The sequence below is a fragment of the Pseudoalteromonas sp. SWYJZ98 genome (genome assembly GCF_015864495.1).
Lineage (GTDB): Bacteria > Pseudomonadota > Gammaproteobacteria > Enterobacterales > Alteromonadaceae > Pseudoalteromonas > Pseudoalteromonas distincta.
In genome coordinates this window covers 1-23,807 of record NZ_JADYXA010000042.1, presented here as the reverse complement: position 1 = coordinate 23,807, position 23,807 = coordinate 1, and the positions used below count along the sequence as shown (strand labels likewise).

The 23,807-nt window shown below is 39.6% G+C and carries 27 protein-coding genes; 9 read left to right on the top strand and 18 right to left on the bottom strand.

Annotated features, from left to right (window positions below; all coding sequences use genetic code 11):
• Positions 1–68: 68 nt before the first annotated feature.
• Genes I6F10_RS17120 through I6F10_RS17100 form a run of 5 tightly spaced genes read right to left on the bottom strand, consistent with a single transcriptional unit; the run spans position 69 to position 3,867 of the window.
• Positions 69–686: an SCO family protein gene (locus I6F10_RS17120; protein ID WP_165744791.1), complete on the bottom strand. Its 618-nt coding sequence runs from the start codon at positions 684–686 to the stop codon at positions 69–71.
• The gene (gene cyoE / locus I6F10_RS17115; RefSeq protein WP_024606467.1) at positions 683–1,612 is read right to left on the bottom strand and encodes a heme o synthase; all 930 of its coding nucleotides are present in this window, start codon (positions 1,610–1,612) and stop codon (positions 683–685) included. The genes I6F10_RS17120 and cyoE overlap by 4 nt, the downstream gene beginning before the upstream one ends.
• Positions 1,613–1,624: 12 nt before the next feature.
• Positions 1,625–2,614, bottom strand: a complete 990-nt coding sequence (locus tag I6F10_RS17110) for a COX15/CtaA family protein (protein WP_165744789.1) — start codon at positions 2,612–2,614, stop codon at positions 1,625–1,627.
• A 28-nt stretch (positions 2,615–2,642) separates the two neighbouring features.
• Positions 2,643–3,137: a hypothetical protein gene (locus tag I6F10_RS17105; RefSeq protein WP_002959602.1), complete on the bottom strand. Its 495-nt coding sequence runs from the start codon at positions 3,135–3,137 to the stop codon at positions 2,643–2,645.
• Positions 3,127–3,867: an SURF1 family protein gene (locus tag I6F10_RS17100; RefSeq protein WP_197099162.1), complete on the bottom strand. Its 741-nt coding sequence runs from the start codon at positions 3,865–3,867 to the stop codon at positions 3,127–3,129. The genes I6F10_RS17105 and I6F10_RS17100 overlap by 11 nt, the downstream gene beginning before the upstream one ends.
• A gap of 14 nt (positions 3,868–3,881) precedes the next feature.
• Between I6F10_RS17100 and I6F10_RS20490 the strand changes: the two genes are divergently transcribed.
• Positions 3,882–4,190, top strand: coding sequence for a DUF2909 family protein (locus I6F10_RS20490; RefSeq protein WP_165744785.1), 309 nt, complete (start codon positions 3,882–3,884; stop codon positions 4,188–4,190).
• Here I6F10_RS20490 and I6F10_RS17090 read toward each other — a convergent pair.
• From I6F10_RS17090 to lexA, 5 genes are all read right to left on the bottom strand, one after another.
• Positions 4,093–4,968, bottom strand: coding sequence for a cytochrome c oxidase subunit 3 (locus I6F10_RS17090; RefSeq protein ID WP_002959610.1), 876 nt, complete (start codon positions 4,966–4,968; stop codon positions 4,093–4,095). The genes I6F10_RS20490 and I6F10_RS17090 overlap by 98 nt on opposite strands.
• 35 nt (positions 4,969–5,003) lie before the next feature.
• A complete protein-coding gene (locus I6F10_RS17085; protein ID WP_002959612.1) occupies positions 5,004–5,534 on the bottom strand; it encodes a cytochrome c oxidase assembly protein in 531 nt (176 codons plus the stop codon).
• Positions 5,534–7,126: a cytochrome c oxidase subunit I gene (gene ctaD / locus I6F10_RS17080; protein WP_165744783.1), complete on the bottom strand. Its 1,593-nt coding sequence runs from the start codon at positions 7,124–7,126 to the stop codon at positions 5,534–5,536. The genes I6F10_RS17085 and ctaD overlap by 1 nt, the downstream gene beginning before the upstream one ends.
• Positions 7,126–8,268, bottom strand: a complete 1,143-nt coding sequence (gene coxB, locus I6F10_RS17075) for a cytochrome c oxidase subunit II (RefSeq protein WP_165744781.1) — start codon at positions 8,266–8,268, stop codon at positions 7,126–7,128. Before coxB ends, ctaD begins: the two co-directional genes overlap by 1 nt.
• Positions 8,269–8,751: 483 nt before the next feature.
• The gene (gene lexA / locus I6F10_RS17070; protein WP_024595093.1) at positions 8,752–9,369 is read right to left on the bottom strand and encodes a transcriptional repressor LexA; all 618 of its coding nucleotides are present in this window, start codon (positions 9,367–9,369) and stop codon (positions 8,752–8,754) included.
• A 167-nt stretch (positions 9,370–9,536) separates the two neighbouring features.
• Here lexA and I6F10_RS17065 point away from each other — a divergent pair, with 167 nt between their 5' ends.
• Positions 9,537–9,977, top strand: coding sequence for a PaaI family thioesterase (locus I6F10_RS17065; protein WP_149603343.1), 441 nt, complete (start codon positions 9,537–9,539; stop codon positions 9,975–9,977).
• Here the strand turns inward: I6F10_RS17065 and I6F10_RS17060 are convergent, their stop codons facing one another.
• Positions 9,978–10,358, bottom strand: a complete 381-nt coding sequence (locus I6F10_RS17060; RefSeq protein WP_024595094.1) for a hypothetical protein — start codon at positions 10,356–10,358, stop codon at positions 9,978–9,980. It lies immediately after the preceding gene.
• Positions 10,359–10,671: 313 nt separating this feature from the next.
• Here I6F10_RS17060 and I6F10_RS17055 point away from each other — a divergent pair, with 313 nt between their 5' ends.
• A complete protein-coding gene (locus I6F10_RS17055; protein WP_197099161.1) occupies positions 10,672–11,397 on the top strand; it encodes a hypothetical protein in 726 nt (241 codons plus the stop codon).
• Positions 11,398–11,471: 74 nt separating this feature from the next.
• On the opposite strand, the gene I6F10_RS17050 is transcribed toward I6F10_RS17055, so the two are convergent.
• Positions 11,472–11,792 carry a chaperone modulator CbpM gene (locus tag I6F10_RS17050; protein WP_197099160.1) on the bottom strand — a complete coding sequence of 107 codons (321 nt, stop codon included), beginning with the start codon at positions 11,790–11,792 and terminating at the stop codon, positions 11,472–11,474.
• Positions 11,792–12,760: a DnaJ C-terminal domain-containing protein gene (locus I6F10_RS17045; RefSeq protein WP_166379540.1), complete on the bottom strand. Its 969-nt coding sequence runs from the start codon at positions 12,758–12,760 to the stop codon at positions 11,792–11,794. Before I6F10_RS17045 ends, I6F10_RS17050 begins: the two co-directional genes overlap by 1 nt.
• Before the next feature lie 231 nt (positions 12,761–12,991).
• On the opposite strand from I6F10_RS17045, the gene I6F10_RS17040 reads away from it, so the two are divergent.
• From I6F10_RS17040 to I6F10_RS17030, 3 genes are all read left to right on the top strand, one after another.
• Positions 12,992–13,645 carry an endonuclease gene (locus I6F10_RS17040; protein ID WP_029751761.1) on the top strand — a complete coding sequence of 218 codons (654 nt, stop codon included), beginning with the start codon at positions 12,992–12,994 and terminating at the stop codon, positions 13,643–13,645.
• A gap of 99 nt (positions 13,646–13,744) precedes the next feature.
• On the top strand, positions 13,745–15,364 hold the full coding sequence (locus tag I6F10_RS17035; RefSeq protein WP_197099159.1) for a S41 family peptidase: 1,620 nt from the start codon (positions 13,745–13,747) through the stop codon (positions 15,362–15,364).
• Positions 15,364–15,735, top strand: a complete 372-nt coding sequence (locus tag I6F10_RS17030; protein ID WP_197099158.1) for a hypothetical protein — start codon at positions 15,364–15,366, stop codon at positions 15,733–15,735. The genes I6F10_RS17035 and I6F10_RS17030 overlap by 1 nt, the downstream gene beginning before the upstream one ends.
• 71 nt (positions 15,736–15,806) lie before the next feature.
• Here I6F10_RS17030 and hmpA read toward each other — a convergent pair whose 3' ends face one another.
• Entirely contained in the window at positions 15,807–16,988 is a 1,182-nt protein-coding gene (hmpA, locus tag I6F10_RS17025) for an NO-inducible flavohemoprotein (RefSeq protein WP_024605008.1), read from the bottom strand.
• Between the two features lie 20 nt (positions 16,989–17,008).
• Positions 17,009–18,241 (bottom strand): NnrS family protein, encoded by a 1,233-nt coding sequence (locus I6F10_RS17020; RefSeq protein WP_024605007.1) that lies wholly within the window; start codon positions 18,239–18,241, stop codon positions 17,009–17,011.
• A 279-nt stretch (positions 18,242–18,520) separates the two neighbouring features.
• Here I6F10_RS17020 and norR point away from each other — a divergent pair, with 279 nt between their 5' ends.
• Positions 18,521–20,077 carry a nitric oxide reductase transcriptional regulator NorR gene (norR, locus tag I6F10_RS17015; RefSeq protein ID WP_182197791.1) on the top strand — a complete coding sequence of 519 codons (1,557 nt, stop codon included), beginning with the start codon at positions 18,521–18,523 and terminating at the stop codon, positions 20,075–20,077.
• A 32-nt stretch (positions 20,078–20,109) separates the two neighbouring features.
• Here norR and I6F10_RS17010 read toward each other — a convergent pair whose 3' ends face one another.
• Complete coding sequence (locus tag I6F10_RS17010) at positions 20,110–21,009, bottom strand: LysR family transcriptional regulator (RefSeq protein WP_197099157.1); 900 nt, start codon at positions 21,007–21,009, stop codon at positions 20,110–20,112.
• 119 nt (positions 21,010–21,128) lie between these two features.
• Here I6F10_RS17010 and I6F10_RS17005 point away from each other — a divergent pair, with 119 nt between their 5' ends.
• Entirely contained in the window at positions 21,129–21,695 is a 567-nt protein-coding gene (locus I6F10_RS17005; RefSeq protein WP_024605004.1) for an NADPH-dependent FMN reductase, read from the top strand.
• 17 nt (positions 21,696–21,712) lie between these two features.
• Here the strand turns inward: I6F10_RS17005 and I6F10_RS17000 are convergent, their stop codons facing one another.
• Positions 21,713–22,153: a tellurite resistance TerB family protein gene (locus I6F10_RS17000; RefSeq protein WP_002959645.1), complete on the bottom strand. Its 441-nt coding sequence runs from the start codon at positions 22,151–22,153 to the stop codon at positions 21,713–21,715.
• A 99-nt stretch (positions 22,154–22,252) separates the two neighbouring features.
• On the opposite strand from I6F10_RS17000, the gene I6F10_RS16995 reads away from it, so the two are divergent.
• Positions 22,253–22,633, top strand: a complete 381-nt coding sequence (locus I6F10_RS16995) for a hypothetical protein (RefSeq protein ID WP_002959647.1) — start codon at positions 22,253–22,255, stop codon at positions 22,631–22,633.
• Between the two features lie 2 nt (positions 22,634–22,635).
• Here I6F10_RS16995 and I6F10_RS16990 read toward each other — a convergent pair whose 3' ends face one another.
• Complete coding sequence (locus I6F10_RS16990; protein WP_197099156.1) at positions 22,636–23,229, bottom strand: hypothetical protein; 594 nt, start codon at positions 23,227–23,229, stop codon at positions 22,636–22,638.
• Positions 23,230–23,807: the final 578 nt, after the last annotated feature.

Here is a 23,807-nt window from a genome sequence, read left to right as displayed (position 1 = left end):
TTTATTAACTACTCTAGAGCACAAAAAAAGGAGCCTAAAGCTCCTTTCAAATTGGTAAAAAGTAAAAACTAGTTTTTGTAGTAATCGGCTATTTTTTTAAACTCTTGCGTTAAAATCGTCGCGTTAATTAATGGCACACTACCTTGTTTAAATTCTGGTTTAAAAATAGCTCTAACGGCTCCATTTTGATCAACCATAGCGACCGAAGCACTATGATCAACTGCATATTCTGATTCACTACTATCGCTAATCGCGTAAATTAAACCAAGCTCTCTAACAACAGGAAAAAGGTGTTTATGTTCCCCTGATACAGCTAAAAAGTCAGGATTAAAGTAATCTATATATTGCTTTCGTTTAGCTGGTGTATCGCGTTTTGGATCAACCGATAAAAACCAAACTTGTAGCGGATAATCTGCTTGTAAGTTTTTATAAACAGCATTTAACTTTGCAAGTGTTAATGGACAAATATCTGGACAGCTTGTATAGCCTAAAAATACTAAATTCCACTGTCCTAAAAATTGTTGCTTAGTCACTAATTCGCCGCGCTGATCGTTTAGCGTAAAATCAGACAGTGGCTTTGCATTTTCGTAAACTAATGCATCTACATCTGGCGGACTATTTTCATTTGAACATGCTGATAAAAACAAAACTAAAACAACAATTAATCCAAGCCATAACTGCTTCATAAAGGGAGCCATTTATCTATAAATAAGATTACAAAGAGTACCATTAAATGAATAATCGAAAAACGAAATAAGTCCATTGCAGTCTCATCATTTCCAGCAATTTTTAATTTGACGGCTTTATATATAAACACTGCATTTAATACACACGCACCTATTAAATATATTAATCCAGACATACCAATTAAATAAGGTAATACGCAAACTACAGCGAGTAAAACAGAGTAGGCAACGACGCACGTTTTACAAAAGTCGATTCCATGGGTTACTGGTAACATAGGAATTTTAGCGCGTTCATAATCACTTTTTCGTGCTATAGCCAGCGCCCAAAAGTGTGGCGGAGTCCAGGTAAATATTATCATTACAAGTAACCAAGGGGCTGCTGCCATTTGGTTTGTTTCTGACACCCAACCTAATAATGGAGGCATTGCGCCAGCCAACCCACCTATAACAATATTTTGCGGTGTAGCACGCTTTAAAAATGATGTATAAACAAATGCATAACCTACCAATGCAAATAACGTTAATATAGCGGTTAAGGTATTAGCCCACACCATTAGCATAATAAAACCAGCAACCCCAATAACAGCTGCAAAACTAAGCGCATGTGTTTTACTTAAACGCCCTTTAGCCACAGGACGATGACGAGTCCTTGCCATTTTTGAGTCTATCTCACTATCAACCACATGATTAATAACCGCTGCAGCAGCAGAAAGTAGCCCTATACCTAACAAGCTAATAAACTGTACAGCCATGCCTCGCCCTACATCAGGAGCCAGCGCTAAACCAACCCAAGCTGTTAGTACCAGCATAGCTACCACTTTAAATTTACTAATTGCTAAGTAGTCTTGTAGCAAATTATGAGTACGCGAAATTAGCGATTGAGCATTAACGGGTAGCAGTATTTTTTTATCAATTATAAGTGCCATTATATTTCCCCTTTATGTGCGTGATTTTAGGTAATAACACAACCTAACCATGCTTAATAATAGTATGGCAGCCATCAAGTTATGCGCCAGTGCAACTCCCAACGGAATATGCCAATGTACTAAAATAAGCCCTAAGCTAATTTGGCAAAGCAGGGTAAGCAATACGCTCACCACGCAATTTTTAATTTTTTTAGAGTACGCTTGGCTGTATATTTTCCACATAATTAGCGCCAGAACGATGCAAGTAACCAGTGCCCAAATGCGGTGTAATAAATGAATAGACATACGCGCTTGCTGCGATAACACACCAAATTCATAATTACTGTGCTCAAGTGGTAATTGAAATACGCTACTCAATGAAAACGGTTGTGCGTAATTACACAATGGCAAACCACTACAATGAGGAGCGGCGTAATTTGCAGCCAGCCAACCACCAAGTGCAATTTGGATAATCAATACACTGAGCGCTACTAAACTTAAACCAAAATAGCGTTTTGCGCCGCTATCACCACCCATAATAGGTTTTGCGGTTAGCCGTAAATATAAAAGCGTTATAAGTGACAAAATACTAAAGCCACCTAATAAGTGCCCCATTACAATAAGCGGCTGAAGGTTCATGGTTACTGTCCACATACCAAGGGCAGCCTGAAACACCACGAGTAGAAGTAAAGCCAAAGGCAATTTAACTGGCGTAGTTGGATATTGGCGCTTTAAAAAAGCCAACACAAATAAACCTAAAATAAGTAAGCCTAAAGCACCTGCAAAGTAGCGATGAATCATTTCTTTCCACGCTTTTGCGGTTTCGAACATCATATCGGGGTAGCTTTGAGTTGCTAAGGCTATGTCAGCCTCATGCTTAGGTACCGTTAAAAAGCCATAACAACCAGGCCAATCGGGGCACCCTAATCCTGCATCACTTAAGCGGGTGTACGCACCTAAAGCAACTACAATCAAAGCGAGTAATCCTGTTATTAATACTAAGTTTTTATAATTTTTATACATCAGATACTCCAACTTAAGCTCAACTTAATTAGCTAGAACGAGAATAGTTAAGTAATTTTTTTAGATCTTTTAATAGCCCTTTTTGTACTAAACGGTTTTCTTGTGGCTCGACCTTAAAGGGATATTCAAGTACCACTAACCCCATATGATCAATTAAATATAAACTTGCAGGATTTAAACTCTGTTGTTCGGTAATAATTTTCCATGGTAGATTTTTATTGTCGGGGCTTCCCATTACAGCCATATCAACCTTGCCTTGGTTTTTACCAAGTGCCACATATAAGTTATTAAGTGCATTGAGCTGTTCGCTGCATGGGGTGTTACATTCGTTTGAATAATTAAGCGCGATAGTCCATTGTTTGGGATTATTTTGCGGCCAATTTTTAAGTTTTATTTCTTGGCTTAAAAACTCACCATTATTAGTAATTGCAGTAGGCAACCAATCAAACTTTAATGCGCCATATGCCAAAACTAATGGGATTGCACAGCAACCCACAAACAACAAAAGGGGATTATTTTTCATTATGTGTCCTTTTTTTACTCGCAAAAATAGCCACAACAGCACATGCAATAGCAATTAAAAACCATTGCAAAGCGTAGGCATTATGCTTTTGAGGGCTCATAACAACGGCCTCATAATGAGGTGTTGCAATTTCATCACCAGTACCTTGTCTGTAAGCCATAAAATTAATTAATGATTGCTGGCTTTGGGTGCTCAGCATATTCAAGTCGATAGATTGGATTCTTGTAGGTAAGTCGTTATTTGTAGTTTTATCTTCAAGCGTAAAGCTACTTAAGTTATTTTCTTTTATTTGCGCTTTAAGAATAAAAATACCTGTAGGCAGAGTAACCTTTGGCAGTGTATCTCTAGATATAGGCGCTTTTACCCATCCTAAATTAACTAAAATCACTTTTTCTTCGCTATCGGGCTTTAGTAAAGCAAGTAGGTCGTACCCTACTTGCCCGTTATAAATTTGATTATCTAAAAGCCAATATTGGTTTTGTACAAACCGCCCTTTTAACTCAAGCAATACACCAGTTTTGTTCCAGCTATCAGGCAAGTTAAGTAATTGAGACCAGCTCATCACACCACGAGTCTGTTGCTTAGCTATGGCGGTTAGTTGTTGCTGCTTTTGCTCACCTCGCTCCAACTGCCAAAACCCTAATCGCACACACACAAGTACAACAACCACAACCATACAAAGTGTGATTAGTGAGCTAAGCTTTTGTTTGTACCATAAAACTAACTGCATAAAGGGTCAACTCAGTGATTATTAAAATTATTATCGTACTGTTGTTAATATTTATACTTTTTAACTTATTTAGAGCATTGTTTATTATGGTGTCAGGGAAAACAGGGGGACGACCTATGTCTCACTTTTTAGGTCGTCGCGTATTGTTTTCGATCGTTGTTTTAGTTGTTGTTATTGCAGCGCTTAAACTTGGTTTTATTAAAGCAAATAATTCGCCAATAAACGCTACAGCACATATACAAATACAAACAAACACAGCCACACCACATCAACAAAGTGCCAATACCAAGCAGCTGCTTGAAAAGCAAAGTGCTTATCTTTAGTAAAGTGCCCTTTTAATATCCGTAAAAATATTACAAATAAAAGTACGGTTCCTAGCGTTACATGCATACCATGAAAACCAGTCAATAAAAAAAACGTATTACCGTAAATACCCGCATCTAGCGTTAGATTAAGGTCATTATATGCATGCATGTACTCCTCAACTTGCAGCCCTAAAAAGCAAACGCCCAATAAAATAGTAGCGCCTAAAAAAACCTTAAGTGGAGTGCGTTTATTGTTTTCCATCGCTACGTGGGCAAAATGTAAAGTAACTGAGGAAGTAAGCAGTATTAAGGTATTTATAAGTGGTAAGCCTTGCCAGCCCATAGCTTGAGTAGTTTCGCCAGCAGGTGTTGAAACTAGCGGCCAAACGGCTTCAAAAGTAGGCCATAATACCTCGTTAGTCATTGCATTATTGCCTGCACCTCCAAGCCAAGGTACCGACAATACCCGTGCATAAAAAAGCGCACCAAAAAAGGCCATAAAAAACATAACTTCAGAAAAAATAAACCAGCTCATACCTTGTCTAAATGAGCGATCCATTTGTGCTGAGTACAAACCTTGGTCTGATTCACTAATTACATTTTTAAACCAGCTAAACAACATATACACAAGTACAGCAATACCGGCATAAAGCAGATAAACCCCGCTACCACCTTCTTTACCTACACTCATAACAGTCAAGCCCGCCCCTACTGCAATAAAAAACAATGCAACAGCACCTACAATAGGCCACGGGCTTTGCTCTGGTACGTAATAATGCTCATATTCTTGATTCATTTTATTTACTCCTAGTTTCACACTAGTTTAAAAAGCTAGTTATTACTTGCCACCAGCTGTTCACTAATATCAAATACGGTATAAGATAAAGTTAATTCTTCAATATCGCTTGGCAATGCGGTATCAACATAAAAAAGTAATTTAAATTCAAGCTCTTCCCCTGCTTTTAGAGGTTGCTGATCAAAGCAAAAACAGGCTATTTTATGTAAATACTTTGCCGCTTTACCTGGTGAGACTGATGGTACAGCCTGCATTACTTTATCTAGATTGCTGTTATTTTTAGCACTAAACATTACTTCACGCATTGCACCGGGTTTTACCACTACACTGTATTCTTTTGATTTAACTTCAAACGGTGCACCACTTTGTGCGTGAGTAGTAAAGCTAACGCCGACTTCTCGGTTTTGTACTATTTGTGTACTTTGCTCTGCTTGCTCAAGCGAAGGCTTTCCATTAAGCCCTGTTACATCACAAAACACGTCATACAAAGGTACTAAAGCAAAGGCAAAGGCAAACATGCCTATGCAAATAAGTACCAAACGTTTGAGTAGCGGTGCGTGTGTCATTACTTAATAACCGGCGGCGTAGAAAAAGTATGATATGGCGCTGGAGAGTCAACTTCCCACTCAAGGCCTTCTGCCCCTTCCCATACTTTTGCAGGCACTTTATCACCGCCACGCGCGCATTTAATTACCACAGCTACAAACAACAATTGCGATAAACCAAAGGCAAACCCACCAATACTTATGATTGCGTTAAAGTCGGCAAATTGAAGAGCATAATCGGGAATTCGACGCGGCATACCGGCAAGCCCTACAAAATGCATAGGAAAAAACAGTACGTTCACGCTCACCAGCGATAGCCAAAAATGCCATTTAGCCAATGTGATATTAAACATATTGCCCGTCCACTTAGGCAGCCAATAATAAGCACCTGCCATTATCGAAAATACAGCCCCTGTTACTAATACATAATGAAAGTGCGCCACTACAAAATAAGTATCGTGATATTGAAAATCAGCAGGTGTAATTGCCAGCATCAATCCCGAAAAACCACCCAAGGTAAACAGCACAATAAACGCAATACTAAAAAGCATTGGCACTTCAAAAGTTATTGAGCCTTTCCACATTGTGGCAACCCAATTAAATACTTTTACTCCTGTAGGTACCGATATAAGCATGGTCGCGTACATAAAAAACAACTCGCCAGCTACCGGCATCCCAGTAGTAAACATATGATGAGCCCATACAATAAAGCTCAATAGTGCTATGGAGGATGTGGCGTATACCATTGAGGCATAGCCAAAAAGTTTTTTACGAGAAAAGGTAGGTACTATTGTAGATATAATGCCAAAGGCAGGAAGAATCATTATGTATACTTCGGGATGACCAAAAAACCAAAAAATGTGTTGGAACATCACCGGGTCGCCACCGCCTGCGGCATCAAAAAAGCTGGTCGCAAAATACTTATCGGTAAGTACCATAGTGACAGCCCCTGCAAGCACTGGCATTACCGCTATTAATAAAAAGGCAGTAATGAACCACGTCCATACAAATAAGGGCAACTTCATCCATGTCATGCCGGGGGCACGTAAGTTCACTATGGTTACAATCACATTGATTGCGCCCATTATTGAGCTAATTCCCATAATATGTACGGCAAATACAAACAATGCAGTATTATCATTACTGTATGTTGTGGACAGTGGTGCATAAAAAGTCCAACCAAATGCAGGACCCCCACCAGGCATAAATAACGATGCCAATAGGATTAAAAACGCAAACGGTAAAATCCAAAAGCTCCAGTTATTCATTCTTGGCAATGCCATATCTGGCGCGCCAATCATAAGTGGTATCATCCAGTTAGCAAGGCCTGTAAAGGCGGGCATAACCGCACCAAACACCATAATTAAACCATGCACTGTGGTCATTTGATTAAAAAAGTGAGGGTCGACCAACTGTAAACCTGGTTGAAATAATTCAGCCCTGATCACCATGGCCATTGCGCCACCAATTAAGAACATGGTCAGCGAAAAAATTAAATATAAACTACCTATATCTTTATGATTAGTTGTGTAAAGCCAGCGTTTAAAACCTTTAGCTGGGTGATGAGCATGATGAGCTTCATTGGCGTTAGGTTGTTCTACTATGCTACTCATTAGTTCGCCTCCACTTTGGCATCAAGTGCTGTCTGTATTTGACTCGGTTGAATAACATCACCCGTATCATTACCCCACGCATTACGTTTATAAGTAATAACCGCAGCTAATTGCTTTATAGATAACTGCTTGGCAAAAGCTTGCATTGCCGTACCGGGTCGTCCATGGATAACTACATCAATGTGATCTTTTATATCGCCAAGCACTATCGGGCTGCCTTTAAGTGCAGGAAATACGCCCGGTAACCCCATGCCAGTAGGTTGATGACATGCAGCACAATTAGCCATATATACTTGTTCGCCTAAAGTCATTAATTCTTCTTTTGGGAGGGTTTTATCAAGTAATGCGGCATCTGCTAATGCTGCTTTTTGTTTAGCCTGCTTTTCATCTGCAAGCCATGTTTTAAAATCAGCCTCAGATTTAGCGACCACCACAACGGGCATAAAGCCATGGTCTTTACCACACAACTCAGCACATTGGCCTCGGTAAGTACCTTCTTCGTTTATGTTCGTCCATGTTTCGTTTATAAAGCCGGGGTTAGCATCTTTTTTAACTGCAAAATCAGGTACCCACCAAGAGTGAATAACATCGTCAGAAGTCATTAAAAATCGTACTTTTTGATTTATTGGCAGTACAAGAGGCTTATCAACCTCAAGTAAGTAGTTAGGATTTTTATCTGCAAGATTCGCGATTTCATCTTGCGGGGTAGATAAAATAGAGTAGAACTCTACATCTTCACCCATATATTCATAATGCCATTTCCATTGCGAACCCGTAATTTTAATAGTGAGATCAGCTTTGCTGGCATCTTCCATTGCAATTAGGGTTTTAGTGGCTGGTACTGCCATAGCAATTAAAATAACAAACGGAATTGCAGTCCAAAGTATTTCTACTTTAGTGCTTTCGTGAAATTGGGCAGGTACAGCCCCTTTAGATTTACGGTGATGAATAAGTGCCCAAAACATAATTGCGAACACTATCACCCCAATCACACAACATATTATAAATATGGTCATGTGCAGCTGATATACATTATTGCTTATATCGGTTACGCCTTTGCGCATATTGTATTGGCTGTTAGCCAAAACTGGGTGCGAAAAAACACATAATATAAGCCACAAGGTAGAGGTCAGTTTACCCATGTGACGGCTCCTTTGATGCTATTGCGAATGCAAAGCGAAGAGGCATACGGCTTAAACGCCAATTCGTTATTTTTATTTTTTTAGCCAATCTTATTTAATATTGATTGGTTTTGCTGCGCCAACAACGAGTTTATGTATATTGTGTGTTCTCAAAACTAAAAAGCTGTGAGTTATTATTAGCTCAGCGCATTAACAATTAGCTAAAAAACGAACAACAAGCAAGTTTTAGTATAAAAAACAATCAGGTGATATTGAATAATTAATAAAAAATCGGTAATCAACTGGGCAACAGAAAGTTCAAAATATGAGCAAAACAAAGGGGTTTAACGCATTCGGAGGGGGAAAATATAAGTGCAAAAAAGTTTACAGCTTAAATAGTCAGTGGGCTGTTTACGCCCTATTTTTAGTACAAATTTTAAAACAAAAATGCGTACTAGTTAGTACGCATTTATAAAACTGCTTGTTTAAAAGCTATTTTTAAAGTCACATCCAATCAGCGTTTCTTATAACGCCAACGGCTAAGCCTTCAATATTAAAAGACTCATTCTCAAGATCTACTTCAATAGAGTCAAAATCGTCGTTTTCAGCATGAAGTAATACTTTACGACCCGCTTTCTCAAGACGTTTTACAGTTACGTCTTCGTCTAGGCGGGCAACAACAACTTGTCCGTTTTCAGCGGTTTGAGTACGATGTACAGCAAGTAAATCACCATCCATAATACCAATATCTTTCATGCTCATACCGTTAACGCGTAGTAAAAAATCTGCAGCCGGTTTAAACATTAATGGATCGATTTTGCAGTGACTTTCAACGTGCTCTTGCGCCAAAATAGGTGAACCAGCAGCAACACGCCCTATAAGCGGTAAACCTAATTGTTCTGGCTCTTCTTCTTCAATTAATTGAATACCACGGCTTGCACCTGGTTTCATTTTAATTGCGCCTTTTTTAGCAAGTGCTTTTAAATGTTCTTCAGCAGCATTGGCACTTTTAAAACCTAATGTTTGCGCTATTTCAGCACGTGTAGGAGGCATACCAGTGTCTTTAATAAAAACTTTAATTAGTTCGAGTATTTGAGCTTGGCGGTTCGTTAATGGTCGCATACAACTGGTTTTCCATACAGTATATTTAACTGTGAGTATATACAGTTAAATAAAAATCGCAAATTTAAATTAAGCCTTAAAATAGCTAAAGTAATTTCACTTGTGTACATTTTAGGGATATAACTAAAGCTAAGTTTATAAATGATTAAAAATGCAAAGGAGACATTATGAGTATTTGGTACCAGCCCATCACCTTAGAGCTGTGCAAGCAGTTAGAACAAGGCATTAATGGCCAAGGAACATTAATGAAAACTATGGGGATAGAAGTCACAGAAATTGGCGATGATTATTTGGTTGCCACAATGCCGGCAATTCCTGAGCATCATAACCCAATGGGGATGGTTCACGGCGGAGCTAACGTTGTACTTGCCGAAACAGTTGCCAGCTATGCCGCTAACTTTGTTGTCGATTTTACTAAATTTTACTGTGTAGGGCAGGAAATTAGCGCAAGTCATTTAAAAGCATCTCGCAACGGCACTTTAACAGCAACGGCAAGAGCGTTTCATATTGGCAAACGTAGTTCAGTATGGGAAATAAAAATTACAAATAGCCGCAATGAGCTGTGCTGCGTATCAAAAATGACCGCAGCAGTCGTAGAGCGAAGATAGTTACTTTTCGATTGGGTAAATGGTAATTTCCATACCCGCACCAATCGCAGATATACGCAATAATGTATCTGCATCTAAGGCTTGATTAAAGCACTTAGGAGAAGTCCCTGATTCAAAACCAATATCAAACGTTCTACGTGAACAGCTTAACCATTGCTTTAGCGCGTTACGCGAACACGATTCAATAAGCTCACATATATGGTTTATGGCTTTATCAGGTGTGCTCACCTCACCTGTAGCTTCAATACGCGCTAGTTGACGGTATTCGTCTTTGTCATAATGTAAAATCGTCGCGACTTTTTTCAAGTCCGCCACTAGCAAACTAATATCTTGCTTTGATTCAAGCTCAAGATCTACATTTAAAAATTGAATTTCCGACATCGTTTCGTATTTATCCTCTAATAATTTCATTGCAAACTTTAACGCAGTTTTACCGTTATACCAAATCAACTATGCTCTATTAACCACTTTATATGGATATTTCGCAGCTTTTAAGTATTTTTTAGCATTTAAAGCTAGCTGGATATCAAATATTCAGCTCAATTAAACAGATAAGTCATGTTAGGAATTTAAGTGTAATCTTTTTTATTTTTAAATGATTACAGTAAGCTATAGTTTAAACTGCGACAAAATGTCGCAGTAACTTATCCTATTAATGTAATAAACTAGCCTCTAAAAATAATAAGACTAAAACATGAATAAAAAAATATTTAAACATGCTCGCAAGTTACATAAATGGTTAGGTTATTTATTAGCACTACAAATTTTAGCATGGTTACTAGGTGGTTTAATTATGAGTGCAATCCCTCTTGATAAAGTTCATGGGGAGCATCTTGCAACACGTACTCTTAATAACCCATTTACGCAGGCTGATTATGTTGCCTCCCTTGACGATATTGCCTCTCAGGTGGTTAATCCAACACAAATAATTTTTGAGAACTTCTTAACTACACCACTTATTACTGTCTTTAGTAATAACGAGCAGCAAAGCTTCAATGGCATAACAGGCCGACCATTTGAACCGCCAACTAAAATACAAATTACCGCAAATGCTAAAGCACACTTACTTATTGACGCTCAAGTAACAAGCGCTGTACTACTAAAGCTAGGTATGCGAGAAGTAGGATATAAAACCAATGTTTGGCAGGTCCAATTTGACGACACATTTAACACAACACTGTACTTGTCAGAAAATAACGGCAAAGTTATTACCGTTCGCAGCACACTATGGCGAATATTTGACTTTTTTTGGATGTTACACATTATGGATTACGATGAACGAGAGGATTTGAATAATCCACTGCTTATTAGTTTTGCAGCAACCAGCGTACTCTTTTGTCTAAGTGGAATATTACTACTTATGCAAAATATACGACTAAAACGATTTATCCGAATCAAAAGTAAGAATAAATCAAAGTAGGCATATTGGTTTTTGAGAGCTAGCGCATGCTCATCAAAGAGTAAATCGCCCTAGGAAGTACCTAAGGGCAGATTTTATTCCAAGTGTTTAAATCGACTCAAATGTCGCTTTAACATTTCGTTTTCGGAAATTAACTCATCACGCTCATCCAGCAATTGTAGAACTAAAGCTATTGCAGACCAATCTAACGAAAAGTCCTGTTGAATACGGGCTGCTTTTTTAACTAGGGTCACTGCAGATACCGTAAATTGCCATTGCGTAACGTGCTCCCCCTCAATTGGAACCGCAATATTGTGCTCAACTAGCTCATATAAAATTGCTTCGCTAATATCACTACTCAAACATAGCTCTTTGCTAGTAAGTAAATCATCTTTTTGTGTCACGATAATTTGCATTATGGCTTGCTCCAGTTATTACGGGGATCAAAGTGAGCTTTTTCGGCTAATTCTTCCCAAAGTTTTTTACTGGTATCATCAACAGATGTTGGATTAACAATTTTAAGCACAGCAAATAAATCACCTTTGGCTTTTTTACTCATTAATCCCTTACCTTTAATACGCAAGCGTTGACCAGACTGACTATTAGATGGAATAGTTAATTGGATTTTGCCTGCCAACGTAGGTAAATTTATTTTTGTACCAAGAGCCGCTTCCCATGGTGCAAGAGGGACGACTATATTTAGGTTATGACCTTCAACATCAAATAATAGGTGGGGCACTAAACTAATTTGTAAGTACAAATCGCCATTTTGCCCGTTCGCTGACCCTAATCCGCCTTGCCCTTTTAGTCGAATTCGTTCGCCATTTACTGAACCTGCGGGAATTTTCACTTTAAGTGATTTTTTAATTTCAGAGACACGACCACTACTATCTCGCTGCGGTAACATAAACTCAACAGGCTTAACGGTATCAACTAAAGTCTCTTCAAGAAAAATCGGGAACTCTATTTCCACATCTTGTCCTTTTTGCGCGCGAGCGGCGTTACTTCTGCTCTGCCCGGAACGATTGAATCCACCGGCGCCGCCAAACATTGAATTAACAAAATCAGAAAACTCTTGATCGGTTTGAGGATCGCTTTGCTGATAATTACTTTGCGATGAGGCATTGTTACCACCATAATTACCTTGCTGTTGACGAGCACGATTTTGTTGATGACGACGTAACTCGTCGTATTTAGTGCGTTCTTCTTTGTTATGAATGACTTCGTAAGCTTCTGCTATTTCTTTAAACTTATCTTCTGCTTGAGGCTCTTTGCTTACATCTGGGTGATATTTTCTGGCTAATTTTTTATAAGCTACTTTAACTGCTTTATCGTCTGCATCAGGCGATATTCCGAGCACTGCATAATAATCAACAAATTTCATTTGCAATCCAAATCCCCATATTGAGTAAGCTTTAAGCATACTCCTTAACGTATAATCTTGTGTGATTAAAATACGATAAATAGTAAGAAATAAATGAATAGTGAAAATAACTTTGAATAAAAAATTAATCGGACACTTTTTAGTAATATAAGTGCAGGCCTTAAGTTAACTTTATCTTTTATCTTCAAGGCTTTAAACTGCCTGTTCCTGTAGTTCACATTTGTGATGGATATGACTCGATTTATTCTGGCCTTACTGGCTTGTTGTGTGTGTTTTTCGGTATCTGCCGAACAATTTACCCGTTTTTCAACGGCTAAAAGACATTTAATTAAAACCCTCCCTGACAACGCCAAAAGTATTTACTGCGGTTGTGATATTAAAAAAGAAGGCAAAAAACTCATTCCTGATCCTTCTAACTGTGGTTACATTCCTCGAAATACACTTACCCGCTCAGGCAAAGTAAATGTGCGAGCACTACGCATTGAGTGGGAACATATTGTTCCGGCGTGGGAATTTGGTCATCAGCTACAATGTTGGCAAGATGGCGGACGTAAAAACTGCCGTAAAGTAAGTGCTAAATTTAGAAAAATGGAAGCTGATATAAATAACTTAGCGCCAGCTATTGGCGAAATTAATGCCGATCGCTCTAATTATCGTTTTGGCATGCTTAGCGAAAACGCCACACAGTATGGTCGCTGCGAAGTAAAAGTAAACTTTAAGCAACGTGTAGTTGAACCGCCTGTCTATGCACGTAAACGTATAGCCGACACTTACGCTTACATGCAAAAAACATACGGTTTAAAAGTCTCTGATAAACAGCAAAAGTTATTTAATGCATGGCAAAAGCAAGCATTCGCAGATACAAGTAGTGCGAGCAAGCTCTAAGCTTTAACACTCATTTACATAAATCAAAGCTATAAATGTTGAATAAATGAGCGAGTGTTGTAATATTTTAAACAACTTATTTACAGAAAGTCCTTAACTATGTTTAAAAATAATAAAACCTCGCTAGCCATTTTTGCAGCACTTTCGGGCTTTGCTTTAACGGGTTGTGGCGGCGGTAGCGGCATCGACTCTGCTCCTGTAATTACTACGCCTATCGTCACAACACCTGTTAGTAGCAGTCCAACATGGACTGCGGGTGTATTTGAACCCTCTAACGATTTAAAAAACTTTTGCGAAACCCCGCGTACGGGTAACGATCCCTTTAATAACAACGAGCCTTACCCAGATCAAGCAGGTTCTGCCCTTTACGAAAAACTCTGGCTTCGCTCTTGGAGCGACGAAACCTACCTTTGGTATGATGAGATTGCCGATAACGATCCTGAAAGCTTTGGCACAGTAGCCGATTACTTCGCTCAATTAAAAACAGAGCAGCTTACCGACTCAGGGGCAAAAAAAGATAACTTTCATTTTTCAGAACCTACTGAAGATTACTTTCAAGAAGCGCAATCGGGCGTTACTTCTGGTTACGGTATAAATTGGGCGTTTATTGGCGATACAGCCGACCGTATTTTACGCGTCGCTTATCTTGAAGATGACTCGCCCGCAAGCCAAATAGGCTTTCAACGTGGTGATACTGTACTTTCAGTTGACGGTGTTAGCATTAATACTAATACAGAGTCGGGTGTAGATACGCTTAACGAAGGTTTATTTAGCCCAACTAACGGCGATTCACATACTATTGTTGTACGCAGTAACGATGGCGCCGAAAAAACATTTAATGTAACCGCTGGTAATATTGAGCAAACACCAGTTCAAAATGTTAAAACGATTACAACCGCAAATGGTTCAAGCGTGGGTTACATGCAATTTAATAGCCATATAAGCATTGCCCAAGAAGGGCTTATTGACGCGGTAAATAAGTTTAAAACCGATGGTATTGATGAGCTTGTAATCGACTTTAGATATAACGGCGGCGGCTTATTGGCGCTATCAGCTCAATTGGCTTATATGGTTGCCGGTAATGCCAACGTTAATAACCGCTTTTATTATCAAACCCAACAAAACGATAAACAACCCGTTGATTCGCCTTTTCCATTTATTGATGAAGAAATAGATTACTCTACTTTTTTTAGCACAGGTGAAAACCTACCTGATTTAAACCTATCAAAGGTTTATGTATTAAGCACATCAGGCACCTGTTCGGCATCAGAAGCTTTTATTAATGGTTTAAAGGGTATAGACGCAGAAGTTATTTTAATTGGTGACACGACCTGCGGTAAGCCCTATGGCTTTACCCCAACCCATAACTGCGCAACAACCTATTATACTATTCAGTTTAGTGGGGTAAATAGCAAAGGATTTGGCGAATACGCTGCGGGTTTTACACCAACCCCTACGCCACAATTTGATGCTGATGTTCAAGGTTGTGAAATTGAAGACGACTTTGATCATCAGTTAGGCGACAGTGACGAGGCCGTTTTAGCCACCGCATTGTTTCATGTTGAAAATGGCAGTTGTCCAATTAGAACGGCTGCTGCAAAAGCAGAGCCAGCTAATTTTTCAAGCTCTCGTGAATCTCTCATTCCTTTAAATATGCCTGAGCAATTTACCCAGCGTAATATGGACTTAACTTGGCCAACACTGAGTGAGGAAAGGTAATGGCTAAATTATTACTCCCATTAGCTACCTTATTCGCTTTGGGAGGATGCCAAAGTGTAAATAGTGAGCCCGCTAAACCCGCTATATTAACGAGCGTTAATCCCAGCGTTATTGCAACACTACAACAGGCAATTCAACAAGCTAAGGGAGGCGCATTAGTAACACTTTCCGATTCGGTATTTACTAAACGTAGCGAACTGCTAATTGATCATGCAATGAGTAAAGGGTCTGATGGCAGAGTAATTATGGGCGCGCATAATATAAAATCTGAGAAGTTTATTTTGCAACTACGTAATAACCAATGCGAGCTTTACTATCCTAAAAAAGAGCTTACTACAGTACTTAAAGGTGTGACCTGTAAAGAATTATAAGGCACTTTATTAGCGTTTATAAAAAGGCGCGCAGCACATCGCTGTACGCCTTTTTCTATTTTAAAGCGTTATTACAAGTCTTCATGCGGACCAAACACTTCATAATGAATCTGCTCGTTTTTAACACCTAGTTCAAGTAACTGCTTTTTTATAAATGCCATAAAACCGGCAGGACCACATAAGTAAAAGTCGCCATTACTCAATGGTAGCTGTGCTTGTACTGCATTTAGGTTCATTAACCCAGTAAAGTCAGCGCCCTCTGTCGCTTGGTTAAACCACGTTATTGTTTTCAAGTGGTTATTCTGCGCTGTTAGATCATATAAATATTTTGAAAACGAATGTTGCTGAGTATTTTCGCAAGCATGTAAATACATAATCTCTTGATTAGAATTGTCACTTAATAACGTTTCAAGCATAGCCAGCATTGGCGTTTGCCCAACACCTGCTGAAATGAGAACCACTGGACTTGTGTTATTGCGTAAAAAGAAGTCTCCTGCTGGCGGGTATAACTCAACAATAGTGCCTTGCTCTAATGAGTGTAAATAATTAGACACCATGCCAGGCTTTGGCTGTAGCTCTTTTTTAACACTAATACGGTAGTTTTTAGCGTTACTTTTTTGTGAAATAGAATACTGGCGAATTTCTTCATATTCAGCGCCCTCTGGCTTAACTTTAATACCTAAATACTGCCCTGGTTTATGTGTAATAACAGCTTCGCCATCAACTGGCGTAAGTGTAAAACTCGTTACTAGTTCTGATTCGGCCTGTTTGTTGGTTATTTCAAATTGGCGAGTTCCCGCCCAACCACCGTGTTTATTTTTACTGTGCTCATACAAAGCAGCTTCTTCGGTTATACAAATATCAGCAAGTACGCCGTAAGCTTCGCGCCAAGCGTATTCAACATCGGGAGTAAATTGCTCAGGAAGAAGCTCTTTAAGCGTACCAATTAAGTGTGCACCTACAATAGGGTAATGCTCAGGTAAAATATTCAAGCTTGTATGCTTATGATTAATACGTGTTAGCGCTTCTTTTAATACGGCTAAATTATCAATATTTTGTGCATACGCAGCCAATGCATTAAAAAGTGCAAATTGCTGACGACCTGTATCTTGATTCGCCATATTAAAAATATTTTTAAGCTCAGGATTATGGCTAAATAAACGCTTATAAAAATGATCGGTAACAACCGTACCCGCCTGCGCTAATAACGGAACTGTGCTTTTTACAATCTCAATGGTTTTATCAGATAACATATGTGTTTCCTATGGATGAACTAACCACGACGCCCATCAACACGACGCCGCGTTAATATAGGTGTGCAGTGAATTAAAAATAATGAAAAAGCCACTAACCACAGCAAAGCACTTATTTGCCAAGCAAGGTGAGGCCCAATAATAAAAGGGAGTAATGAACGAGTAATAGCGGCCACAAGCAAAAACGCAAAAGCAACAGCCATGTAATGAGGAATAGCGAGTGTACGCCCTGTATGACCATGTGATACACGCGTCATCATTGCTAAAATCATCATACCTATTGTGCCAATAGTGATTAAGTGCAGCGCATCTTTAAATTGTATTGCACTGCTATAAAAGCTAAATGCAACCATCATTAACCCTACGCCTAACGCTAAGTAGGAAAAATGTAAAGACCATAACAACGGCACTCTCAATACCTTGCTATCCCACCAACAACCAGCCCTAAGCAGGTGAAGCGCAGCAACAGTTGCAACAACTAACGCAGGATTAATCGTGTTCAAAAACAACTTGTTGATGAAAAACAAAGTGATCGCCAAAATAGATAAATACATCACCGCTTTATCTATTTTAGGAGTGCGAACTTGTGCGGCTAAACCTAGACCTTTAGCGGTAAAAAATGGTAAAACGCGGCCCGCAACAATGCCAACTAGTAAAGTAATTACCAGTACTGCGGTATCAACCACACCAAGTGCAAGCTGCATGTTTTGTTGTAAAACAAGTATTAAATACAATACATTGAGTCCACAAAGCACAGCTAAAATAGCTAAAAACGGATAGTTACTCTTGCTATTGGCTTTTAATAACATATTAGCCAACGCGGTTATGGCGCCTAACCACCAAATAACTTGTAATGTAAGTGCAGCATATAAATTAAAATGAGCAATATCTGGCAGTACTAGAAAAAATGCTAAGCGCGCTGCAAGCCATATAAACGTAAGCCACATAAGAGCTTTGCCACTTATGCTCGGCACGCCTGTCCACGTTTGTGCTGCGGTAAGTAAAAAGCCAACAGCTACAACTCCTGCAAAGCCAAACAGCATTTCGTGCGCGTGCCATAATGTCGCAGGTATCGATAAGTGCCAACTTGCATGGCCTGTTAAAATAAGTAGCCAATACCCCACTGACAAAAATGCCAATAAGCCACCGCCTAAAAAGAAAGGCCTAAAAGCTAGCATCCATAACGGCCATTGAGATACTTGATGAATAGCAACGCGTGCTGGCATTGGCTCAGTTAAGTTTATAGGGCGCATTATTTTATTTCCTGCCCTACACCATACTGAGCAAAAAAGTATTCAGCGCACGCTAGTGCCTCATGCAGTGAACTAAACTGTGTTTGATTATTTAAATTATTCAGCATTAGTGTGTTCATGGCGATCTCTGTAACTAACTACGTTACTTAGCTATTACACATACTGTGCCAACAAGTTTAATTAATTAAATTCAACAAGTTAAATTAAATCACTTTACAGTGTGAGTCTTTATGACCTACTATAAATTAACTCATAAAAACACAAATAGGTCATTTTGACGTGAACCAGCAATTCAACCTTACACAAGTTGCTCTAGAGCTTGCTCAAAGTACACTACACGAGCATAGCTTTGATCAATTACTAGCAACGGTTGAGCGGGTTATTCCAAGTGATGCAAGTGCGTTATTAGTGCTTCAGGGCGAACAATTAAAACCACTGGCAATTAAAGGATTAATGCCCGACAGTTTAGGCAGACGATTTAAAATAGTAGAACACCCTCGCCTAGAAGCTATTTGCAAAAGCACACTCGCGCTTCAATTTGCGCACGACTGCCCACTACCCGATCCATACGACGGATTGCTATTAGCTAAAACCGGCGACATACCGGTACATGCATGTTTAGGTTTACCTCTTTATGATAAAAACGCGCTACTTGGCGTACTTACGTTTGATAGCCTTAACGCCAATGCATTTAACAGCATAAGCGCTGATACACTCAATACCCTACAAACGCTGTGTAGTGCGCACTTTAAAACAGCTTTAGAGCTTGCCCATTACAAACAGCATGCACAGCACTCAAGTGCATTAGTACAAGAACTAAATCGTGAAGCGTTAACACGGGACGGCGGTGAAATTATTGGTCAAAGTCCGCTAATGCAAACACTTAAAAACGAAATTAAACTCGTTGCAGCATCTAACTTTAGCGTGCTGATATTAGGTGAAACAGGGGTAGGAAAAGAACTTGTTGCGCGTAATATTCACTTAAATTCAGCTCGAAAAGATCAACCGCTTATTCACTTAAATTGTGCATCGCTTCCCGAAAACCTCGCTGAAAGTGAATTTTTTGGTCATGCGAAAGGGGCTTTTACAGGCGCACAAAATTCGCGCCAAGGTAAATTTCAATTAGCTGATGGCGGCACGTTATTTTTAGATGAAATAGGCGAACTGCCCCTGCCCATGCAAAGTAAACTATTACGAGTGCTACAAAGTGGCGAAATACAAACGGTAGGAGAAGACACGCCAAAGTACGTAGATGTACGCGTCGTTGCTGCAACCAACAGAAATTTAAAAGAAGAAGTAGCTCAAGGTCGCTTTAGAGCCGATTTATACCATCGCCTCAGTGTCTACCCTATTACTGTGCCACCACTTAGTGAACGCGAGCACGACATAACACTCTTAGCTGGTTATTTTATCGAGCAAACAGCCCGTAAATTAGGGATAAAACAATTAAAACTAAGCCCTGAAGCGCAAGTATTGCTTAATCAGTACAACTGGCCAGGTAACGTGCGCGAGCTTGAACACGTCATTAGCCGCAGCGCCCTTAAAGCAAAACAAAGCCAATGGCAAAATCCAATAATAACCATTACAAGCGAGCACTGTGACTTAACACCGAGTGCGCCGCAAAACTCTCTAGTAGCAAGCCAAAGTACAACCAACACCTTAATCAACCAACCTTTAAAGCAAGCTGTAGAATCGTTGCAATACAACGTAATTACCGAGCAACTAAAGAAGCATAACTACAACTGGTCAGCAGCAGCAAGAGTGCTTGAATTAGATAGAGCAAACTTAGTACGCTTGGCTAAACGCCTAGGGATAGAAGTAAAAAAAACACTATAATCATTTAAAATACAGCTAAAACGCTGCTAAAACTATTGATTAGCAGCTAACTTACTAAAGTGTATTTTTAACAACCCTGCAAAAGCTTGTACTTTAGCAGTACGATGCACTAAGTGATGCGTGACTAACCATACATCGGTAGGCCAGCTTAACTCACTGTGCAATATAGGCACTAAATCAGGATATTGCGCCGCTACGTCATGTTGTAATCCGCCAATGCCTAGCCCTTTAATGATTGCACGAGTCGCTTCTGCAGTTTCAGATACTCGCAGCTTTATTTGCGATGCAGGAATGTGCTCATCAGCCCATGCAAAATAAGGCACGCGGGCATTAAAACCTGCCACGCCCGATACAAAGTTATGTTGTTGTAAATCACTTAATAATTTAGGCATACCGTATTTATTAATGTAACGTTTATTAGCGTATAAACCCGATGAAAGCTGCGCCAAATGCTGAGCAATATAATCGCCTTCATCAGGTCTTGGGCCTGCACGCACTGCAATATGTGCTTGTCCGTGATCGAGCCTTAGCCTTTTTTGTTCTAAAATAACCTCAAGCTGCACTTGTGGATGTAGCGCCTGAAATTGCTCACATACATCACCAAGGACATCCATGAAGCCACTTACCGTCGTTAGCAACAAACTACCTCTAAGGGTGCTATCGGCCGCTACTATATCGTTATGTAACTGCTCTAAGGAGCTATGGATTGTTTGTGCTGTTGCAAATAACTTGGTGCCAATTTCAGTAACCTTGTAGCCACGAGCATGGCGATGAAAAAGCCGTGCATTTAAGTTTTTTTCAAGATTATTAATTCGCCTAAGCACTGTGCTGTGGTGCACATTAAGCTCCTCGGCCGCTGCTGTTAGCGTGCCTAACCGTGCCACTTCAAACGCAACTTTAACGTCTTGCCAATCTTCAAATTTTATCGCCATGCTGCCTACCTTTTACTTATGTGCATATACGCACACAAGTGTTGCGTTTATTAGGGTTTTCTACAAGTGAAATTTTGCTACATTAGTCATGTAACTTAAAACATTAAAAGGCCACTACCATGTCAGCACCAAAAATTATCGCCCTAGCAGGAAGCCTTCGCCAAGAAAGCTTTAATCAAAAAATTATTAATGAGGCAGCACGCTTTGCTCTACAAACAGGTGCTGAAGTAGAAGTAATAAAACTAAACGAATTAAACATCCCACTATTTAACGAAGATATTGAAGCGCAAGGTACACCAAGCGATGTACAGCTTTTAAAAGATAAGCTACGTACAGCCGACGGTATTTTACTAGCAAGCCCAGAGTACAACGGCTCTATTACCGCAGCACTAAAAAATGCGATTGATTGGGCATCGCGCACAGAACAAGGTGCTGTTCCTGCTTTTCGTAATAAAGTGGTTGCTTTGTTTGCAGCATCGCCTGGTGGGCTTGGCGGCTTACGCGGTTTAAATCATGTGCGTGATATATTAAGCGGCATTGGATCGTTAGTACTTGCCGATCAACTTGCAGTACCCGCTGTGCACACATTGTTTAATGAAAATGGGCAAATAAATGAACCTGTAACGGCTGAAAAAGTATCAGCCCTCGCTCATCAGTTAGTAAGCGTTGCAAGTAAGTTAAAATAACTTGCACGCACGCCTACTTACTTTGTCGCTGCTATTTTGGCGGCGATAAAGTCGGTATGCGTTACATATAAAAGCCCTGCTACTTTACGTATAACGTAGTCTTCTTGGGGATCTATTTCTCCATCGGCATACGCTAAGCGCCATAATAACTCTATTATTTCTATTCGCTGCGCCGCGCTACAATGCTCATTAATCTGCTTTGAAAACTGAAAGTAATCTATCGAATCATCTAAGCTACTTGCCGCATTATTAGTAAGCTCATTAACCTCAGTGTCTGTTAAATTAAAGTACTTTTTTAAGGTTACAGTCAGGGTTCGTTGTTCATCATGTTCAAGCTTGGTATCTGCGCGCATAACTTCAATTAATAATGCAGCAACCGCTGTTTTTAAATCGTGCTCTTGCATACTTGGCTGCTGTTCATCGAATACAGCAAAAAGTTGTTTTATTTGTTTGAACATCACACTTTCCCTTTTTGGGTGTTAGACTAATACGTAAAGAAATCGACCTTATTACTCTTATTAATGGGTATAAAGTTCGCAAATTAAAGGATACATTTTATGAAAGGAATAAACACACCACGCTTATTTATAGGCGCTACGCTGGTGGCCCTTTCGAGTGCAAATACTGCACTTGCTGAAAAAGCCGAAACCGAGAAGCTCTACGACTTTGATAACAAAGTACATTACTACCAAACACAAATTGGCGAAGACAACTATAAAATAGAAATCCAGTCAGACGATTACAAACACTTTACCAATCAAAGTGTATTTTTGTTACGTCATGCTGACCGTCTATGCCGAGGCAATACCTTTATGTTGAAAGTACTTGAAGGCGTGCAAGAGTACGAACGCTTTCCAACAAAACCACGCGCTTACCAACCAGATTTAAGTGTTTTACTCCAATGCGAAACTAAAGAAAATACAAGTAAGGGTAAGTAACCTTAGTCTTTATAACCCCAAGGTGCTGATGGTGGAGTAATCGGTTTAGTTAAATCAAAATCCACCTTAAACTCACGTCCTTGGCGAATTAATCGATAAGTAAATACTTCTGGGTAAATATACATTTGCCATGTATTACCTACAGACTGCGCAAGACCTTGTTTTACAAATAACTCTTTAGAGTATTGGTCTGCTGGAAACGACTGTATCTGCGCGAACCCTGCATCAAGCGTATGACCACCATACATAGTTGATGCGTCGTCTGTTCCATCTTTATGACGATGATCGTGCTTTAAACTCAAGCCACTACCCGTTTTAGTTATGATCCACGTACGTGATGCATCGTCTCCTACATGAAACGGTACTTGTAACTCAGTCTCACTACATTTGCGTACATGCATAACCAGTTTTTTATCTGTAAATGAGCTTGGGCCTTTCGCGTTATCTACCGCTACTTCACCTTCAAAAGCTTTACCGCAATGCGCTGCAATACTATTAAAAAAGGCATCATGAGTAGGAATAGACACTAACGGTGCAGGGCGTGCAAAGGCTGTCGATGAAGCAAGTAATAAAGTTACAGCAGTTAATAATTTCATATGTTTCTCGTTATAGTTATTTTAAAACACCTGTAATAGTACAGTTTTCTTAAGTACTTTATTAGAAGTATCTATATAAAAATGAGAGCGGGACAGCTAGATAAAATTTTAAGTAATGATTAACGACTAAATATCTCTGTACTCATTAACAATCCTACTTTTATAAATATTAATTGCACACTCCTAGATGTGATTTTAACGTCGGGAGTCGCTGCGCTCGCCCGACCTACCTGATGGATGTTGCTGTGAGTGTGTGTTAACTACGCACATTTCACTTTTCTGCAGACGTAAAAAAGCCCGACTATTTCTAGTCAGGTTCTCTACAATTTGAGGTCTGTACGCTACGCAGTAGGATGTCGTAGTGCCCACGGCGGTGGAGAGCCACAGTGAAATGCTACACTCTCTTTGTGTCGGGAGTCGCTACGCTCGCCCGACCTACGTGGTAGGTGATGGGTATTGATGTGAGTGCCTATTAATTGCGCGTATTTCACTTTTCTTCAGACGTAAAAAAGCCCGACTATTTCTAGTCGGGCTCTCTACAATTTGAAGCCTGGTAATGTCCTACTTTCACATAGCAA

Excerpts from the sequence above, each read along its gene's own strand:
- I6F10_RS17120 (WP_165744791.1), bottom strand. The coding sequence starts at position 686 with ATGAAGCAGTTATGGCTTGGATTAATTGTTGTTTTAGTTTTGTTTTTA.
- cyoE (WP_024606467.1), bottom strand. The coding sequence starts at position 1,612 with ATGGCACTTATAATTGATAAAAAAATACTGCTACCCGTTAATGCTCAA.
- I6F10_RS17110 (WP_165744789.1), bottom strand. The coding sequence starts at position 2,614 with ATGTATAAAAATTATAAAAACTTAGTATTAATAACAGGATTACTCGCT.
- I6F10_RS17105 (WP_002959602.1), bottom strand. The coding sequence starts at position 3,137 with ATGAAAAATAATCCCCTTTTGTTGTTTGTGGGTTGCTGTGCAATCCCA.
- I6F10_RS17100 (WP_197099162.1), bottom strand. The coding sequence starts at position 3,867 with ATGCAGTTAGTTTTATGGTACAAACAAAAGCTTAGCTCACTAATCACA.
- I6F10_RS17090 (WP_002959610.1), bottom strand. The coding sequence starts at position 4,968 with ATGAATCAAGAATATGAGCATTATTACGTACCAGAGCAAAGCCCGTGG.
- I6F10_RS17085 (WP_002959612.1), bottom strand. The coding sequence starts at position 5,534 with ATGACACACGCACCGCTACTCAAACGTTTGGTACTTATTTGCATAGGC.
- ctaD (WP_165744783.1), bottom strand. The coding sequence starts at position 7,126 with ATGAGTAGCATAGTAGAACAACCTAACGCCAATGAAGCTCATCATGCT.
- coxB (WP_165744781.1), bottom strand. The coding sequence starts at position 8,268 with ATGGGTAAACTGACCTCTACCTTGTGGCTTATATTATGTGTTTTTTCG.
- lexA (WP_024595093.1), bottom strand. The coding sequence starts at position 9,369 with ATGCGACCATTAACGAACCGCCAAGCTCAAATACTCGAACTAATTAAA.
- I6F10_RS17065 (WP_149603343.1), top strand. The coding sequence starts at position 9,537 with ATGAGTATTTGGTACCAGCCCATCACCTTAGAGCTGTGCAAGCAGTTA.
- I6F10_RS17060 (WP_024595094.1), bottom strand. The coding sequence starts at position 10,358 with ATGTCGGAAATTCAATTTTTAAATGTAGATCTTGAGCTTGAATCAAAG.
- I6F10_RS17055 (WP_197099161.1), top strand. The coding sequence starts at position 10,672 with ATGAATAAAAAAATATTTAAACATGCTCGCAAGTTACATAAATGGTTA.
- I6F10_RS17050 (WP_197099160.1), bottom strand. The coding sequence starts at position 11,792 with ATGCAAATTATCGTGACACAAAAAGATGATTTACTTACTAGCAAAGAG.
- I6F10_RS17045 (WP_166379540.1), bottom strand. The coding sequence starts at position 12,760 with ATGAAATTTGTTGATTATTATGCAGTGCTCGGAATATCGCCTGATGCA.
- I6F10_RS17040 (WP_029751761.1), top strand. The coding sequence starts at position 12,992 with ATGACTCGATTTATTCTGGCCTTACTGGCTTGTTGTGTGTGTTTTTCG.
- I6F10_RS17035 (WP_197099159.1), top strand. The coding sequence starts at position 13,745 with ATGTTTAAAAATAATAAAACCTCGCTAGCCATTTTTGCAGCACTTTCG.
- I6F10_RS17030 (WP_197099158.1), top strand. The coding sequence starts at position 15,364 with ATGGCTAAATTATTACTCCCATTAGCTACCTTATTCGCTTTGGGAGGA.
- hmpA (WP_024605008.1), bottom strand. The coding sequence starts at position 16,988 with ATGTTATCTGATAAAACCATTGAGATTGTAAAAAGCACAGTTCCGTTA.
- I6F10_RS17020 (WP_024605007.1), bottom strand. The coding sequence starts at position 18,241 with ATGCGCCCTATAAACTTAACTGAGCCAATGCCAGCACGCGTTGCTATT.
- I6F10_RS17010 (WP_197099157.1), bottom strand. The coding sequence starts at position 21,009 with ATGGCGATAAAATTTGAAGATTGGCAAGACGTTAAAGTTGCGTTTGAA.
- I6F10_RS17005 (WP_024605004.1), top strand. The coding sequence starts at position 21,129 with ATGTCAGCACCAAAAATTATCGCCCTAGCAGGAAGCCTTCGCCAAGAA.
- I6F10_RS17000 (WP_002959645.1), bottom strand. The coding sequence starts at position 22,153 with ATGTTCAAACAAATAAAACAACTTTTTGCTGTATTCGATGAACAGCAG.
- I6F10_RS16995 (WP_002959647.1), top strand. The coding sequence starts at position 22,253 with ATGAAAGGAATAAACACACCACGCTTATTTATAGGCGCTACGCTGGTG.
- I6F10_RS16990 (WP_197099156.1), bottom strand. The coding sequence starts at position 23,229 with ATGAAATTATTAACTGCTGTAACTTTATTACTTGCTTCATCGACAGCC.